General features: G+C 62.0%; 16 protein-coding genes. 7 read left to right on the top strand and 9 right to left on the bottom strand.

All coding sequences use genetic code 11. From position 1 onward, the window contains the following. Nucleotides 1-344 precede the first annotated feature (344 nt). Nucleotides 345-998, top strand: a complete 654-nt coding sequence (locus RCF49_RS21045; RefSeq protein WP_342641740.1) for a glutathione S-transferase family protein — start codon at nucleotides 345-347, stop codon at nucleotides 996-998. Nucleotides 999-1,031: 33 nt separating this feature from the next. Here RCF49_RS21045 and RCF49_RS21040 read toward each other — a convergent pair whose 3' ends face one another. The 4 genes from RCF49_RS21040 to RCF49_RS21025 all read right to left on the bottom strand — a co-directional run bounded on the left by RCF49_RS21040 (nucleotide 1,032) and on the right by RCF49_RS21025 (nucleotide 5,425). Then, on the bottom strand, nucleotides 1,032-2,081 hold the full coding sequence (locus tag RCF49_RS21040) for an SDR family oxidoreductase (protein ID WP_342641739.1): 1,050 nt from the start codon (nucleotides 2,079-2,081) through the stop codon (nucleotides 1,032-1,034). A 122-nt stretch (nucleotides 2,082-2,203) separates the two neighbouring features. Beyond that, nucleotides 2,204-2,596, bottom strand: a complete 393-nt coding sequence (locus RCF49_RS21035; protein WP_342641738.1) for a Zn-ribbon domain-containing OB-fold protein — start codon at nucleotides 2,594-2,596, stop codon at nucleotides 2,204-2,206. A 4-nt stretch (nucleotides 2,597-2,600) separates the two neighbouring features. Continuing rightward, nucleotides 2,601-3,740: a thiolase family protein gene (locus RCF49_RS21030; protein WP_342641737.1), complete on the bottom strand. Its 1,140-nt coding sequence runs from the start codon at nucleotides 3,738-3,740 to the stop codon at nucleotides 2,601-2,603. Beyond that, nucleotides 3,737-5,425 carry an AMP-binding protein gene (locus tag RCF49_RS21025; RefSeq protein ID WP_342641736.1) on the bottom strand — a complete coding sequence of 563 codons (1,689 nt, stop codon included), beginning with the start codon at nucleotides 5,423-5,425 and terminating at the stop codon, nucleotides 3,737-3,739. The genes RCF49_RS21030 and RCF49_RS21025 overlap by 4 nt, the downstream gene beginning before the upstream one ends. Before the next feature lie 193 nt (nucleotides 5,426-5,618). Here RCF49_RS21025 and RCF49_RS21020 point away from each other — a divergent pair, with 193 nt between their 5' ends. Next, entirely contained in the window at nucleotides 5,619-6,398 is a 780-nt protein-coding gene (locus RCF49_RS21020) for an SDR family NAD(P)-dependent oxidoreductase (RefSeq protein WP_342641735.1), read from the top strand. A gap of 10 nt (nucleotides 6,399-6,408) precedes the next feature. On the opposite strand, the gene RCF49_RS21015 is transcribed toward RCF49_RS21020, so the two are convergent. After that, the gene (locus RCF49_RS21015) at nucleotides 6,409-7,083 is read right to left on the bottom strand and encodes a TetR/AcrR family transcriptional regulator (RefSeq protein WP_342641734.1); all 675 of its coding nucleotides are present in this window, start codon (nucleotides 7,081-7,083) and stop codon (nucleotides 6,409-6,411) included. A 266-nt stretch (nucleotides 7,084-7,349) separates the two neighbouring features. Here RCF49_RS21015 and RCF49_RS21010 point away from each other — a divergent pair, with 266 nt between their 5' ends. Genes RCF49_RS21010 through RCF49_RS20990 form a run of 5 tightly spaced genes read left to right on the top strand, consistent with a single transcriptional unit; the run spans nucleotide 7,350 to nucleotide 12,710 of the window. Then, nucleotides 7,350-7,877: a TRAP transporter small permease gene (locus tag RCF49_RS21010; protein ID WP_342641733.1), complete on the top strand. Its 528-nt coding sequence runs from the start codon at nucleotides 7,350-7,352 to the stop codon at nucleotides 7,875-7,877. 16 nt (nucleotides 7,878-7,893) lie between these two features. Next, the gene (locus tag RCF49_RS21005) at nucleotides 7,894-9,192 is read left to right on the top strand and encodes a TRAP transporter large permease (protein ID WP_342641732.1); all 1,299 of its coding nucleotides are present in this window, start codon (nucleotides 7,894-7,896) and stop codon (nucleotides 9,190-9,192) included. Between the two features lie 31 nt (nucleotides 9,193-9,223). Further along, on the top strand, nucleotides 9,224-10,315 hold the full coding sequence (gene dctP / locus RCF49_RS21000; protein ID WP_342641731.1) for a TRAP transporter substrate-binding protein DctP: 1,092 nt from the start codon (nucleotides 9,224-9,226) through the stop codon (nucleotides 10,313-10,315). A 27-nt stretch (nucleotides 10,316-10,342) separates the two neighbouring features. Then, nucleotides 10,343-11,044, top strand: a complete 702-nt coding sequence (locus RCF49_RS20995; protein WP_342641730.1) for a hypothetical protein — start codon at nucleotides 10,343-10,345, stop codon at nucleotides 11,042-11,044. A gap of 1 nt (nucleotide 11,045) precedes the next feature. Next, entirely contained in the window at nucleotides 11,046-12,710 is a 1,665-nt protein-coding gene (locus tag RCF49_RS20990) for an AMP-binding protein (RefSeq protein WP_342641729.1), read from the top strand. A gap of 48 nt (nucleotides 12,711-12,758) precedes the next feature. Here the strand turns inward: RCF49_RS20990 and RCF49_RS20985 are convergent, their stop codons facing one another. The 4 genes from RCF49_RS20985 to RCF49_RS20970 are packed head-to-tail and all read right to left on the bottom strand — an operon-like array spanning nucleotide 12,759 to nucleotide 16,347. Continuing rightward, nucleotides 12,759-13,718, bottom strand: coding sequence for a DUF6925 family protein (locus RCF49_RS20985; protein WP_342641728.1), 960 nt, complete (start codon nucleotides 13,716-13,718; stop codon nucleotides 12,759-12,761). After that, on the bottom strand, nucleotides 13,719-14,516 hold the full coding sequence (locus RCF49_RS20980; RefSeq protein ID WP_342641727.1) for an ABC transporter ATP-binding protein: 798 nt from the start codon (nucleotides 14,514-14,516) through the stop codon (nucleotides 13,719-13,721). Continuing rightward, on the bottom strand, nucleotides 14,513-15,532 hold the full coding sequence (locus RCF49_RS20975) for a FecCD family ABC transporter permease (protein ID WP_432807347.1): 1,020 nt from the start codon (nucleotides 15,530-15,532) through the stop codon (nucleotides 14,513-14,515). The genes RCF49_RS20980 and RCF49_RS20975 overlap by 4 nt, the downstream gene beginning before the upstream one ends. Further along, nucleotides 15,529-16,347 carry an ABC transporter substrate-binding protein gene (locus RCF49_RS20970; protein WP_342641726.1) on the bottom strand — a complete coding sequence of 273 codons (819 nt, stop codon included), beginning with the start codon at nucleotides 16,345-16,347 and terminating at the stop codon, nucleotides 15,529-15,531. The genes RCF49_RS20975 and RCF49_RS20970 overlap by 4 nt, the downstream gene beginning before the upstream one ends. Nucleotides 16,348-16,349: the final 2 nt, after the last annotated feature.

Raw genomic sequence — 16,349 nt, 5'->3', positions numbered from 1 at the left:
CCATATCTCCGATAGGCGAGCAAGGGGAAACGATAATTTTCAATTGGTGACAACAATCAAAGAGGTTAGCCCCCTATGAGAGGGTAAAATCATGTCGAAAAAGGGACCGGCGCTAAGCACGATCTTCGCTCGGGAACGAACCGGCCTGGAGCACCCATCGAAAATGCAGAGAGATTTCGCGACGGACGTTGCCGAACCAAGCGGATCAACCGGCCGCGGTTCAATGGCCGGCTATGGACCTTCTGTCACCGAAACTGGGCAGATTACCGTCGCTTGACTACAATGCGCTCGCAACCAATCACCCGACCCCGCGATACATCCTGCAATCACCGGAGCCCCTTGCAATGACACCCACCATCACAGCCTTCGAACGATCGCCCGATGGCGGCAAGGGGCTGCCGCGTGACATGCGCGTTCGCTGGGCACTCGAGGAGGTCGGCCAGCCCTACGACGTCCGCCTGTTGTCGTTTGAAGCAATGAAACAGCCCACGCATCTCGCGCTTCATCCTTTCGGCCAGATACCGACCTACGAAGAAGGCGATCTCGCCCTGTTCGAGTCGGGCGCGATCGTGTTTCATATCGCGGAGCGCCACGCGGGTCTGCTGCCCGAAGAGCCAAATGCCCGGGCCCGCGCGATCACGTGGATGTTCGCAGCGCTCAACACGGTGGAGCCGCCGATCTTCGATCGTGCCCTCACGATCATCCTCGAGCGCGACCAGCCCTGGTACGCGCAGCGCCTCCGAGCCCTCGAGGGCAGCATCCGCGAACGGCTCGATGCCCTATCCCGTCATCTTGGCGATCATGACTGGCTCGATGGTGCGTTTAGCGCTGGTGATCTTCTGATGTTATCGGTGCTGCTCAGATTGAAAGGATCGGAGATACTCGAAGAATATCCGAAGCTTTCCGCCTATGTGGCCCGCGGCGAAGCGCGCCCCGCTTACAAGCGGGCGTTCGCTGCTCAGCTGGCTGTCTTCACCGCGGCATCAGCCCGCCCATAAGCTTCGTCGGCCGTCGATCCGCGGAGCCTTTTCTCACCTTGGAACGATCCGCGCTCGGCGGAGATCATCGAGGCAGTTCAGAAACGCATCTTCGCTGTCGACCGCCGGGGTGAAGCCATAGCGCCGTGCCTTCACGGTGGATGACAAATCATCCCAGGTGACCTGAAGCAGGCCATCGAGATAGGACCAGTTCACCAGTCGGCCGATATCGCTTTCGATAAGGTCATGGCGGGCGGCGATCTCGGCCCAGGCCACATGATCGCCGCTCATGGTCTCAGCAAGGCGGGTTGGGACCACCTCCCCTACGTCCATGCCGAAGAATTCTGCGATCTTGGGCCAGAGGTGCTGCCAGCGGAAGCTGTCGCCATTGGTGATGTTGAAATCCTGATTGGCGCAGGCCGGGGTCGTTGCGGCCCATTCCATGGCTTCGGCGAGGAGTTCGGCGGTCGTGCCTTGAGAAAGCTTGATCCAATTGCCACGGGCGCCGGGAAAATCAAGGGGGAGGCCTTGCGCCTTCCGCAGCGATGCCAACACGGCCACAGCCATGATCAAACTGTTGCCCGTGCCTTGCGACCTGCCCCAAACGGTGTGCGGCCGCAGGGTGGTCCAGGTCCAGTCGCGCCCCTGCTGCAGCTCGGCGATCAGATCATGCTGGGCGTAATAGAAATTCGGAAAGGGCTCGCGCGGGTGGTCTTCCCTAGCGGGGGTCATATAGGCGCCGCGATGACAACCATACCATTTGGTGCCGTGAACGAGACAGACCCGCTGCAGCGGGGCTCCAGCGGCCTCCAAGGCGGTCATAAGGTTCTGCAGCGGTTCTGTGTTGCGCCTGACCTCATCCTCGGGGTCGGCACCGGGCACGCGCAGGGTGATGAAAAGGTGCGTGGTTTCTGCCAGCCGGTCTGAGGCATTCGCCAATGCCTGCCTGTCGAAGAGATCGAGGCTTACGAAAGTGCCCGGGGCGGTCGCTGGCGGGATCCTGCGGCATAGTCCAACGGGTCGCCAGCCAGGCCTTGCTGCCAGGCGCTCCATCAGGGCCCAGCCAACCACTCCGGTTGCACCCACCACCAGTGCCGTGTGCATGACGCCTCCTAGAGCGTTTTCGCTTTTCCTCGAGTCGCGAAGCCGCTCTCAGTCTTTGCCTGGTCGCAGTTCCCTCACGCGGACCGGTATCCACTTCGCTCGAAAATGCGCTCGCCGACTGGCTATCCTTGCGTAATGGGCCGGAAGCGAACGACCGGCTCGTTGCTAGCGGTATCAGGATAGACCGGCTCAACCGCCATGCCGATATGGAGGCGGTCCAGGTCGATATCGACGAGATTGCTCACCAAGCGGATGCCCGGCGCATCGGGAAATTCTACTAGGGCCACCACATAGGGCAGCGCCTCGGCAAGGGCCGGGTCGAAGGGATGACGCACGACGGTCCAGGAATAGAGTTGCCCCCTGCCGCTCACCGGGCGCCATTCAATATCATTGCTGCGGCAGTGGGGGCACCGCTTCATCGGGTACCAGTGATAGCGGCCACAGGCGGTGCAATAGGGAAAGGCAAGCCGTGAGCCACGGACCGCGTCGAAGAACCGCTCGAATTCGGGCTGCATGGTCTCAGGCTCCCAGCACGAGCAGGCCGTAATCGGGCACCGAGAGCCCGGTCACGATGCCGAGTTTCGGGTCTGCAAGCTGCGCCTCCCCCGCCTCGCCCCGCAATTGCCGTACAGCCTCGACGACATGCTCTATTCCCAACCTGTAGCTGTAAGACAAGAACCCCCCATGGGTATTGACCGGTAGTCCGCCATTGATGCTGATCCCCTTCTCGCGAATGAATGCCGCAGCCTCGCCCTTGCCGCAAAAGCCGAGATCCTCGATCTGCATGAGACATGAGATCGTGAAGCAGTCATAAATCTCGGCAAAATCGACATCGTTCAGCGTGATATCGGCCGCGCGCAGGGCTTGGCTGGTGGCACGCGCTACGCCGGGCAGGCGAAGGAGATCGCTCTTCTGGGTGAAGATGTCATCGCCCGTGATGGGCTCACTCGCATAGCCGACGCCGCGCACCTCGACGGGCTTCTTGCGGCAATCGCGCGCGCGCTCCATGCTGGTCATGATATAGGCGCCGGCCCCATCGGTGATCAGGCAGCAATCGGCCGCGCGCAGGGGATCAGAGATCATCCGGCTGTTGAAATAATCGGGAAGCTCGAGCGGCGTGGAGACTTGCCCGCCGCCATGGCGCAATGCATTCTCGCGCTGGGCGACGGCTATGCGGCCCAGGTCCTCCTCCTGCAATCCGTACTCATGCATATAGCGGCGCGCCCATAAGGCGAAATAGCTGGGCTGGCCAGAAAACCCATAGGGCTTCTCGAAGGTCATCTTGGCGGGATAGATGTGATGGAAGGCGTAAGGCCCGCCCGGCCGGCTGCCCCAATCGACCCCGAAATAGAACAGCACCACCTCGGCCAGGCCTTGTCGGATCGCCATCTCCGCAAGCAAGGGCGCGGCGACGATCCCGGTGCCGCCATAGGACAAGGCGGCACTGAAATGGGCATCGATGCCAAGCTGCGCAGCCATCCATTCATGGGGAACCGTGGTCGGCATGATGCCCGCATCCGTGACGATGCCATCGACGTCCGACGGCGCGAGCCCGGCATCCTCGAGGGCGCTGAGGGCCGCTTCCACGGTGAGCGCGCGAATGTCCTTCTCCGAGCGCCTGGTGGGGGCGGTTTCGCCGACCCCGACAATCGCAATCATTGCTGAGTCTCCTCGGTGGCAGCGGCGAAACGGGCGGCCAGCTCTTGCCGAAGCACGAATTTCTGGATCTTGCCGCTGGGTGTTGTGGGAAAGCTGGTCCGGATTTCGAGAAATTCCGGAAAATACTGCTTGGCCAGCTGCATTTCGGCGAGATAGGTCTTGATCTCATCGAGGCTCAGCGGCGGATCATCGGCCGGAATGATCACCGCGCAGGCGCGCTCCTGTAGCCGCGGATCGGGAATGCCCACGACCGCGACGCTGCGGATGCGGGGATGCTTGTGCAAGAGCTCCTCGACCTCCACGACGGGGATGTTCTCGCCGCCGCGAACGATGATGTCCTTGCTGCGCCCGGTAATTCTGAGATTGCCGCTTTCATCGAGACGCCCGCGATCGCCCGTATGAAACCAGCCATCATCCGTGAAGGACTGGGCCGTCATCGCGGGGCGCTCGAAATAGCCGGCAAAGAGCGTCGGCCCGCGTGCCACGATATCGCCTTCAACGCCTGCGGGTGCATCATGGCCTTCCGGGTCCAACACCCTCACACCGGCACCGTCCATGGTATATCCATCGGTATCGGCCGCCTTCTCGCCCTTGTCTTCAGCATCGCTCAGGGTCTGAAGCCCGATCTCGGTCATGCCCCAGCCCGAGACGACCGCGCAGCCAATGGTCGCCCGCGCCTTCGCCAACAAGGCACGAGGGATCGGCGCGCCCGAGCAGAGGAAGATGCGCAGGCTGCGGGTGCTTTCTGCACCGCGCATTGCGGCCATGTCGCAGAGATCGCGCAGGAAGGGTGTCGCGCCCATGCACCAGGTGACCTTCTCCCGCTCGATCAGGGTGATCGCCGCGGCAGGATCCCAAGCTTCCATGAGCACCACGGTGCCACCCATGACCACCGGCAGCTGGCCGCCATAGACGAAACCAGTATTGTGACCAAAGGTCGAGGCCATCAACACGACATCGTCCGACCCAAGCTTCTGCCGCTTGATCAATCCGAGCACGGGGCAAAGGTTGGTGTTGTGGGTGTGCATCACGCCCTTGGCCTCGCCGGTCGTGCCGGAGGTGAAGGCGATTTCAGATATGGTGTTGGGATCGGTGGATGACGGTGGTAGGATCGAGGGATCCTCGAATAGCTGCTCGATCGGCTCCATTCCCGGGCGCGGTTCGCCCTCGGCAATGACAATCCCTCCAAGCCCCAGTTCGCGCTGCAGATCCTGCATCATGGCCGCATGGTCAAAGCCGCGAAAGGTGCCGCAGGTCACCACCAGCTTCGGCTTCACCAAGCCCAGCATGAAGCGCAGCTCGCGGTGGCGATAGATCGGCGGCAGTGGATTGCAGGCGGCACCCAATCGGGCGAGCGCATATTCCAACAGAGGAAACCAGCGCCAGTTCGGCAGCTGGACCGAGACGATATCGCCTGGGCCTATACCCCGTCTGTGGAGGCCTGCTGCAAGGCTGTCGGCCATAGATAAGGCTTGGCGATAGCTGATGCGGTGGTCGCGCTCGACGATGAGCGTCTTATCGGGCGTCGCCTTCGCCTGCTCGATAAGACAATCGTAGATGGTCTTTTCCGGCCACCAGCCCTGATGACGGTAGAAGGTGCACAGGTTAGGGTCGCGATACGGCAGTGCCGGCGCAAGCGAAGTCTGGTTCAATGCCACGCCGCCGATATCTCCTGAATGCTTCATTCAGCCCGTCTGGCCGCCAATGCTGGGGGTGGATGCCTCATCGGGCATATTAGAACGAATGATCGTTCGCTGCATCTGCTCTGTCAAGTGGAGGCGCGATGCCGGAGCTCGACGCGCTTGCGGCAACCGCGCGGTCTCCCCTATGAATGAGCATTGGTCGTTCGCATCCGCGAGCCCCGCAACGGTATTGGACATGACCGACAAACCAGACGCCAAGCCGCCTACCGCGCTCATCACCGGCGCATCGTCGGGGATCGGCCTTGCCATTGCTCGCCGCTTTGCCGGTGCGGGATGGAGCATCATACCGGCTGCGCGGCGGGTCGATCGCCTGCGCGCGCTGGCCCAAGAAATCGGCGATAGGTGCCATCCCCTGGAGCTCGACATCGCCGATACTGCTCGTGCAGCCGCTGTGATCGAGGCGCTCCCGCCGGCTTTCCAGGAAATCGACCTCCTCGTCAATGCGGCCGGTGTGGCGCTCGGCGATGGACCGGCCCAAGAGGTTCCTTGGGAGGACCTGCAGCAAACCATCGAAACCAATACGCTAGGACTGGCAGCCATCACCCACGCGGTGCTGCCCCAAATGGTTGCGCGCCGGTCGGGCGATATCGTGAATATCGGCTCGATTGCCGGCAGCTACCCTTATCCCAAGGGCCATGTCTATGGCGCGAGCAAAGCCTTCGTCCGTCAGTTCTCGCTCAATCTGCGTGCTGATCTCGCAGGCCTCGGCATACGCGCTTTATGCATAGAACCGGGCACCACGGAGACCGAGTTCGCGGCGGTCCGCATGCGCCAGGACGTGACGCGGGTTCAGGAGTTTTACGGAGGGCGGCGGTTGCTCAAGGCTGAGGATGTGGCCGAGGTGGTGTTCTTTGCGGTCCAGTTGCCCCGTCACGTCAATCTCAACATCGTCGAAATGATGCCGACGGATCAGACCTTCTCGTTCTTCCGCTTTGCGGAACCGTCCGAGGGGTGACTTACGCCCATCAGGATGCGGCCTGAACGTCCCGTTGCCGCATCACAATCCGCCGCAGGTCGACCGAGCCGGGTTCGACCAGAACCGAATCCAGGATCAGGGACAAGCCTTTGACGATGTATTCGTCGACCGTCATAGCGCGCTTGAACCGCCATGCGTTCAGCGCCCAGTTATGTGCGAAGACGACACTCTGATACATCAACATCTCCGTATCGTTCTCGCGAAAGATCTTGCCGTTGATGCATTCCATCACGCATTGTGAGATCATATCGCCAATCTCGCGCTCGCGCTGGATCACATAGCTCATATGCTCGCGGGTCAGCGATTTGGATTCGCGATAGCCCAGGACGGCCGCGGCGCGGCGGCGGTCGATCACCCGCGTGAGCGCCGCAATGATCGCGACGAAACGCTCGAGAGGATGATCCACCCCCTTCAGCGCCGCTTCGATCTCGCGAATATAGTTCTCGATCGTGCCCATCACGGACAGGAACAATAGTTCTTCCTTATCCTGAACGTATTGATAGATCATACCGATGCTGACGCCAGCATGGCTCGCGACATCCCGTATCGTCGTCAAGTGATAGCCGTTACGCCCGAATTGCTCGATCGCTGCGTCCAGAATTTGCGGCAAGCGTTTTTCAATCAGCTTGGGGTCTTCAACCCGCCTCTTGTTTGTCTTTGCCATGAATGAGTATGCCTCAACGATCGGTGTATTCGCCGCCTCTATAGGTCTCCTGGCTCAGGCGCATCAAGGGCAGCCCAGCCCGTCCGGTCAAATGCGATTGACAGGGGACCTGTAGCGAATGAATATTCGTTCACAGAACGAACGATAATGCCAGCCTCTTTTGTTGAGCGGCAAAGGTCTGCGGAACGGGCGGGTGCCCCGCCTCGCGTGGGAGGAAATCATATGACTGCCCGGCAGCGACCGGTCGAGCCTCAGCGGGATGGCGCATGATGGCTCGCAGCCTGATCACAGAGTTCAACCGATTCATCGTGCGGCCATCAGGCATCATCGGTGCGATTGCCCTGCTGATCCTCGCCTTGGTGATCTTCGCGGCCGTGGTCGCGAGGCAGGCGGGCATCACCATCGTCGGTGCCGACGAGGCTGGGCAATTGCTGCTGGTGTTCATGGTGTTTCTGTCGCTGACCGTGACGCAAAGCCAGGGCGGGCATATCCGCATGGAGGCGCTGGTTTCGGTGCTTCCGGCCGGTGCCCGCCGCGTCGCGGATATGCTGTCGCTTGTGGCCGGGATCGCGCTCTCATCGCTGATGCTTTACGGCACGTCCATCCAGGCATGGTCAGCCTTCACGGGCGGTGAATATCAGTACGGCACCATGCATTTCCCGCTCTGGCCGGCCAAGGCCGCCATCGTTCTCGGTCTCGCGCTGTTCACCATTCACCAGGTGCTGGAACTCGCGGCCATGATCGCTCGCCCGCGTGAAGAGCCGCTGGCCATACGCAGCCCCGAGCCTCACTGAGCATCGGACCCTCGTCATGATCGACAGCAATATCGTCGTCGCCTTGATCTTTCTCCTGGGCCTGCTCACCGGAATGCCCATCGCCTTCGTGCTGCTCGGTTCGGCCTTTGCGGGACTCATGATGCTGCGCGGCTTCGACGTCGCCCTGAATGCGCTTGCGACCATGCCGTTCTCCAAGACCGCGGATGTGGCCCTTTCCGTGATCCCGCTGTTCATCCTGATGGGGTATCTCGCCAGCCAGGCGGGGGTGAGCGCCAATGCGTACAAGATCGCCTATCGATGGCTCGGCCATATTCGCGGCGGCTTGGGGATCGCGACGGTTGCTGCTTGCGCCGCTTTCGCCGCGACCTCGGGTTCGAGCGTTGCAACCTCCGCCGCGGTGGGCAAGATCGCCTTCACGGAGATGAAACGCTTTCGCTACAATGAAGCCATCAGCGCCGGAACGATCGCTGCGGCCGGGTTGCTCGGCATCATGATTCCACCGAGCATCATGCTCGTCGTCTATGGGGTCATCACCCAGACCGATATCAGCCGCCTGTTCCTCGCAGGGATCCTTCCCGGCCTCTTGACCGCCTTCGTGTTCTCTGCGGGTCTCTATCTCATCGCCCTGTTCAAGCCCCAGCTCATGCCCGTTGCGAGCGAGCGCTTTTCCTGGCGCGAGCGCTTCGAGACGTTGAAGGACGGATGGGGCGTGGCCGCCCTCTTCTTTGTGATCATCGGCGGGATCTATGCGGGCTTCTTCACCGCCAACGAAGCTGCTGCGGTGGGCGCGGTTGCGGCATTCCTGCTGCTGATCCTGCGTAGAGGGTTCCGGTTGGGCCCGCTCATCGAGGGTGGTCTTGATGCAGCGAGCACATCCGCGATGATCTTCCTGATCCTCATCGGCGCAGGCCTCCTTGGCCAGTATGTGGCGCTGTCCGGTCTTGCCACGGACATCAGCCGACTGCTCGCCGCATCGGAGTGGAACCGCTATGTGGTGCTGTTCCTGATCCTGCTCGCCTATGTGCCGCTGGGCATGTTCCTCGAGCCGATCTCGATGTGCCTCATCACGCTGCCGATCGTCTTTCCCGTGATCCAGCACCTCGGATTTGATGCGATCTGGTTCGGCATTCTGATCGTGAAGATGTCCGAGCTTGCCAACATCACGCCACCGCTCGGGGTCAATGTGTTCGTGGTCAAAGGCGTCATACCGGGAATTTCTTTGGACGACACGTTCAAAGGCGCCAGCCTGTTCGTCATTCTGGAAGTCATCACCATTCTTCTGCTGATCATCTTTCCGCAGATTTCGCTCTTCATTCCGAGCATGATGAACTAGGCAGCGAGCAAAGAATAACGGAGGAGGAAACATGCCCGCGATTACAAACCGGCTCAAATGTCTCACGTTTGCGGCTGCAGCCAGCGTCTGTGCGGCACTGTCTGCCGGCTCAGCGCAGGCCGAGGTCGCGTTGATCTTTTCGACGCATACGGGACCGGGCGCCATCTCGGCCAAGCAGTATGATGCTTATCTCGAGGAACTGTCCAAGCGCACCAATGGCGCCGTGACCATCAAGGACAAGTTCTATTCGCAAGCCCTCATCAAAGCGACAGATCAGGCCAAAGGTATCGCTCAGGGCCTGGCAGATGTGGGCTATGTCTGCGTTGGCTATTCGCCGAGCCTGTTTCCCCTCACCGGCATGGGCGAAATGCCCTATCTCAGCGAGAAGGGTGACTCAATCTCGGCCGCCTTTGTCGATCTCTACGAAACCAATGCCGAATTCAAAAGCGAGTTCGAGCGGCAGGGCCTCGTACCGCTCGCAATGGATGCACCGGCGCCCACCATCATCGGCGTCTCACGCGAGATCAAATCGGCCGATGACCTCAAGGGGCTTAAAGTGCGCGCCTATGGTGAGCTCGGCAATATCGTTGCCAAGGGCGGCGGCATGACCCCGGTGCCGATGAGCACGGCCGAGATCGCCACCAGCATGCAGACCGGTGTCATCGACGGCTATGTGGGCGTGCCGCTGTGGATGCCCTATCCCGAGAACTGGCTGCCGGCCACCAAGACCATCGTCGATCCCGGCATCGGCACCTATTATTCCTGCGGTCTGATGATGTCCAAGTCGGTCTATGAGGCGCTTCCCGATGACGTTAAAAAGGTTATCGGGGAGATGCGGCGCGAATTTCCGAAGAAGTCGATCGCCTTTGTGATGGAGGGGGACAAGGCGACCGTGGAGGCGGCAAAGAAGCTGGGCGTTACCTTCTACAAATTCACGCCGGAAGAGGTGGCGGCCTGGAAGGAACGGGTCAATCAGAGCGCCATGGAAGAGGAATGGATCAAGACCCGTTCCGGGCAGACGGGCGCGGATGTGGCTGCATTCTTCAAAGCGTTCAAGGAAGCCGTCGGCAAGCACGACGCACAATCGGTCTATCAATCGAGCTTCCCCACGGCCGGCAACTGACGCGGGGTATCTGGGTTGGAACGGGGCATGGCAGTCTCTCCACGCAAGGCGCCCGGTCTCGCGGGCCGGGCGCTGCTGATGACGCTCACCGATGTAGCGCCAGACGATGTCGAGGCGTTCAACGCTTGGTATAATCGCGAGCATATAGACGACCTGCTCGGCCTTGCCGGCTTTCGCCGTGCCCGTCGCTATGGTGCCGAGATGATGCGACCTCGCTTCATGGCGCTCTATGAGGTGGATGACATCGCGATCCTCACGGCGCCCCACTATCTCGATCTCCTGGCAAACCAGTCCCCGTGGAGCCGGGAGATCATCGGGCGCTTCACCTATCACCGCCGGATCTGCGCCACAGTGACCGTCGATTTGTCCCGCGGCGTTGGGGGAGCGGCGGGCCTTATCCATTTTCGCAGGCCATCAGACATGGACGCCTTGCGACTCTTCATCAGTGATCGCGGCATTCCGGCCGTGATCGATCGCTTCGGCCTGCATGGCGGGTTTCTCGCCGAAGGGGATTTGGATGCGGTCAACGCGCCGATCATTCGGCTTGGCATCACGCTGCCACAGGCCAGCGAACCCGACTGTCTCTTGGTGGTCGAGGGTCAGAGTGTGGGCGGCACGGCTAGGGGCGTGGATATGCTGGTTTCCGAACTGACCGCACATGGATTCATGGGCGAGCCGTGGCTTGCCGGGTCCTATGCCCTCTTCTATGCCAATCAGAGCCCGGCGTGACATGAACCATCACAGGTCAGGCGACACCGCCACGTTGAACACGGTCTTCGAGGCATTTCAGGCGATCGCGCGCGCCACACCGGACGCGGCGTGCCTGGCCGTCCCACCCCGTGCCGGGCGATCCTATCTTCCGGACGGGCTGGAGGAGAGCTATGGGGAAGTCTCGATGAAGGTCGAGGCCCTCAAACGAGCCTATGCGGATCAAGGCTATGGGATCGGGCACCGGGTTGCGCTCAGCCTCGAGAACCGGCCCGAGATCATCTATCATTGGCTGGCGCTGAATGGGCTTGGCGCGGCCATCGTGCCGGTCAATCCCGATTACGTGCGGGATGATCTCAAATATCTGCTGACCCATTCGGAAGCAGATCTCGTCGTTGCCCTGCCCGACCGGGTCGCCTCAATCTCGGCGATCGCTCGCGAGATCGGAGATCTGCCCGTCATTGACAGCGAGGCGTGTCTCGAGAGGCTGCCGGCGGCGCGCCGAGCACCGGCCACGGGCCGCCCGGGGCGAGATACGGAAGGTGCCATTCTCTATACATCGGGGACCACGGGCCAGCCGAAAGGCTGCCGGCTGTGCAATGATTATTTCTTCTTCGCAGGCGAGCGGTATCTTGCGGCCGGCGGGCTGATGGCGGTGCGCCCCGGGCAGGAGCGGCTCTACAATCCGCTGCCGCTGTTCTATGCGAACAGCCTGGGCATCTCCAACATGGCGATGATCCTGTCGGGGGGATGCATGATCTTTCCCGACCGGTTTCATCCGCGCAGCTTCTGGTCCGATCTGATCGCGACCAAGGCAACCATCATTCACTATCTTGGCCTGATCCCGCCGGTGCTGCTGTCGCTGCCCGAGGATCCCATGGAGCGCGAGCACAGGGTCAGGTTCGGCGTAGGAGCCGGGGTCGACCCGGATCAGCATAGGCTTTTCGAGCAGCGGTTTGGCTTTCCGCTCATCGAGGTCTGGGGCATGTCGGAGGTTGCCATCTGCACAGCGGAGAATTGCGAGCCGCGGCGGATGCATGGGCGCTCGATCGGCAGACCGCTGCCGGGCATCGCGATTGCCATTCTCGATGATCACGACCAGCCGGTGCCCGCGGAAACGCCGGGAGAGCTCGCCGTGCGCCGAGACGGCCCCGATCCGCGCGCCGGCTTCTTCAAAGGCTATTTCAAGGAGGATGAAGAGACCGAGCACTGCTGGCGCAATGGCTGGTTCCATACCGGCGACATTGCGCTCCTCGACCGGGACGGGCGCTATATCTTCGTTGACCGCAAAAAGCATATGATCCGCCGGTCCGGGCAGAATATCGCCGCTGCGGAAGTCGAACAAGTCTTGCTCGCTCATCCCGCCGTTGCGCAGGTCGGCGTCATCCCGGCACCCGATGGTTTGCGTGAAGAAGAGGTGCTCGCCTGCGTGGTGCTCGGGCCAAAGGCAGAGCCGACCGAGGCGACCGCCCGCGACCTCGTGGCGTTCTGCCTGGAGAGAATTGCCTATTTTAAGGTCCCGGGCTGGGTCGCCTTCTTCCCATCACTCCCAATGACCAGCACGCAGAAGCTGCAGAAGACCAAGATCCTCGGGCCAGGCCAAGGCGCAGAGACCTTAAAGGACTGCTTCGATCTACGATCCCTCAAAAGCGGGGCCCGCGACAGAGGTCGCCGCGCGAACGCGTGAGATCAGGCCATTGCAGGCGGTCGTGCCGGAGCGGCGGCGTCTTTAGAGCTAGAAATGCTCCCTCCAGAGATCGAGAGCGCTCGTGTCCTTCTCCGCTCGGCACCGCAATTGCCGCAGCGTGACACGCAAGGTCGCCCGATGCGACCGCTTCGTCAGGTTGGAGAGAGCCTCCGGGCCGGCCCCGCTCCAGATAAGCTCCTCAATCTCGGTTTTTAGGGTGGTCAGCTCAGGGTCGCCGTAATCGCTCAAAATGTCCCGAAACGCTTCCAAAGCTGCCGGATCAAAAGGGATATCACGCCCGAGGGGGTCCTTCAGGGGGTGCTTCGGGTAGATGTACGCGCAGGGCGCAAGCCCATCCGGGATCGGTTCATTGGCGCTGTGGGTTCGGCCCTGCTTTAGGATCTGCGGCAGCACATGGGTGTGCGGTCCTTCCGGGCTTTGCTCATGGGGATGGGGCACCGGCTGCATGACCTCCGCACGACCCAATTTGGTGATGAATACCCGGTGCGGCGAAAGCACAGCCATTTCGCGCATCAGCGTATTCTCTGGATCAAATACGGACATGCCGGCTGCCGCTCGCAAGCACGCCTTGACCACGGGATCTGCAGAGCGCACGCAAACATCAACGGTCGGCGTGCCCAGACCGATGTCGAACAGGATCGCATCCCGATCGACCTCGCGAATGGCCTCTTCGTCCGGCCCGAGCTCCGTGACGACGCGCCGGCTGCTTATCGCGCTCGCGCTCTGGGGGAGGCAAAGCGCCACTGCCTGCGTCCAGCTTGCGGGATCCTTGACAGGCGTTTCATAGGCGAAGATCCGCATCTCGGCATCAGAGCGGATACGGATCGCGCCACGCGCCGTTGCGACCGACAAGCCATCCGGTCCGATCTCGGCCGCTTCGTCCTCGTTCCGCGTGAATTCGGCAACGGCGCCGAACGTGCCCATGCTCCAGCTGGCGCACGGATCCGCCATCATCCTGCGGATCAAATCGAACTTGGCCTCGCTCATCTAGACTCTCCTTGGCTGTAATGCCCCCTGCCTTTTCCAGGGCAGAACAAAGCGCTCGCCGTTCTCGTCGCCGATCAGAGGTGTTATGGAATAGACGGCCTCGATGACGTCCGGGCGCAGCACCTCATCGGGTGGTCCATCCGCGATGATCGCTCCCTCGTTCATGAGCACCAATCTGCGGCAGAACCGGGCGGCAAGGGTGAGGTCGTGGAGCACGACGATCACGGTGGTTCCACCCACGGCCACCGTTTCCAGCATCTCCATGACCTGCAGCTGATGGTAGGGATCAAGACCGGCCGTCGGCTCATCCGCCAAGAGCACTTCCGCCTCGACCGCCAGAGCCCTGGCCAGCAATGTCCGCGTCCGTTCACCACCGGACAAGGTGTCAAGCGTTCGCCCGGCAAAGGGCTCGACCTCCGTCTTGATCATGGCCGCGGCAATGGCCCGGGCGTCTTGTTCCGGATCGCGAGGGCCGAAGAGGCCGCGATGCGGTAGCCGCCCAAGGGCCACGACCTGGGCGACGCTGAGCGCCCATTCGACGGGAGCGGATTGCGCAAGGAAACTGAGGCGACGGGCAAGCATCTTCCGCCCCATCACCGCTGCTTCGAGATCATCATAGGTGATCTGGCCGTCGTCCGCGGTCCGCAAACCTGCCAGAACCGACAGGAGTGTCGATTTGCCCGCGCCATTGGGGCCAATCAGCCCGACCATCTCGCCAGGACCGAAGCTGACATTCACATCCTGCAGGACGGGCTTGCCACCGAGGCGGAGTGCGATCGACCGCGCCTTTATCCTCATGGGGCCGTGCTCCTCAGACGCCAGATCAGCAGAAACAGGAACGGCGCGCCGATCATCGCCGTCACCACGCCGAGCTTGAGCTCCGGCTGGGTGCCAATCAGCCTCACGCCGATATCGGCGAGCGTTGAGAGAATGGCGCCAGCGAGGGCGCTGGGCAGGAGCACCCTGCCCGGCTCGTATGCGACCAGCGGGCGCACGAGATGGGGAACCACCAGGCCTATGAACCCGATCGCGCCGCTCACGGCGACCGCACCGCCGACGCTAAGCGCCGTTCCTCCAACGACCGCAGCTCGGGTTTGCGCTAGACCGAAGCCAAGGCTGGCGGCCGTCTCCTCGCCCAGGCTCAAGGCGTCGAGCGCGCGCGCCGTCCAAAATAGGAGGACCCAGCCCACCAGCAGCAATGGGAACACAAGGGCCACCTGGCTCAGGCTTCTGTCCGCGAGGGAGCCCATGAGCCAGAACATGATCTCCATCGCCGCATAGGGACTGGGCGACAGATTGAGCGCGAGGGCGATGAGCGCACCGGCAAAGCTGTTGATGGCGATGCCGGCGAGGATCAATGTCATTGTGCCCGCGCCGCGCCCTGCGAGAGCGAATAAGATCGCGCCAGCCGTCAAGGCACCGAGGATGCCGCCGAGCGGCAGGAGCAGCGACATCGTCGCGGCCAGGCCGAAGTAGAAGGCGATGACGGCGCCGAGTGCCGCTGCGCCCGAGACGCCTATGATGCCGGGTTCCGCCAAAGGGTTGCGCAGGAAGCCCTGCATGACCGCGCCAGCAAGACCAAGGGTAAAGCCGACCAGAAGGCCCAGGAGTGCCCTCGGCAGGCGAAGCTCGATCAGGACCAGCGCTCCCAGGCTTTGCCGCCCGGCAATCCAGTCGGCTGCTGCCTGGCCGAGGTCGAAGGGCGCATAGCCGATCGCCAGCGACAGGATGAAGACGACGGCGCATCCTATGGCCAGACTGCCGATCAACAGGGGGTATGCAATCTCCCAGCGGTTCAGAACACCCGCCCTCACCGCTCGTCCCCTGTGATCCGCCTGCCAGCCGCAGCCAAAAGCGCAACCGCCTCGACCATTTCCGGCCCCGCGCAGGTCCATAGCCGAGGCGGGATATTCACGATCTTCATCCGGGGCAGGACCTTCAGCACGGGATGGCGGAGCACGTCATAGGCGAGGGTCGGTGCTTCGTGCTCAGCGTTCATGATCAGAGCATCCGGCTGCAAGGCGACGATCATCTCGAGCGGAACAGCGCCGTAATTTTGCAACCCCTTCTCAGCCGCGAGATTATTGAAACCGGCGCGGGTCAGCAGTGTATCGATGAGGGAGCCTGTGCCGGCAGTGAACCCGTTGGGCTGGTAAAGTATGGCTGACGGCTTGCCCGTCGGGAGCGGTATATCCGCCAAACGCGCCCGCATCGCGGCAATGATGGCCCGGGCTCGCGCCATCTGCCCCAGGCGGGCGCCCAGCATGCGGATCTGCGCTTCGGTTTCGGCGAGGCTTGCGGGCATGTCGAGCTCCAGCACCGCGACGCCCGCACGGTTGAGCTGATCCACCGTGTTGCGGGTCGTGTGCCTCCCCGCGATCACCAGATCCGGCTTGAGGGCGATCACCTCCTCAGTGAGCCCGCGATTGGCAGGATAGCGCGATGCCAGCCCCGCAAGATTGGTGTTTGCGGGATCATGAGACAGCCAGGTTACCGACGCGATCTGCTTCGGCTCAGCAATCCTCAGCACCAGCTCGTCAGCACACAGGTTGATGGAGACAATTCGCTGGGGCACTTGCGCGTGGCCCGGCAGGCTCACGCCAGCCAGTGCCACTGCAACCGATAGCATTT

Source organism: Rhodoligotrophos sp. CJ14 (assembly GCF_038811545.1).
In the GTDB taxonomy this organism is placed as follows: Bacteria; Pseudomonadota; Alphaproteobacteria; order Rhizobiales; family Im1; genus Rhodoligotrophos; species Rhodoligotrophos ferricapiens.
Note: the sequence above shows the minus strand (reverse complement) of the source record. Positions and strands in the feature narration are given on the sequence as shown.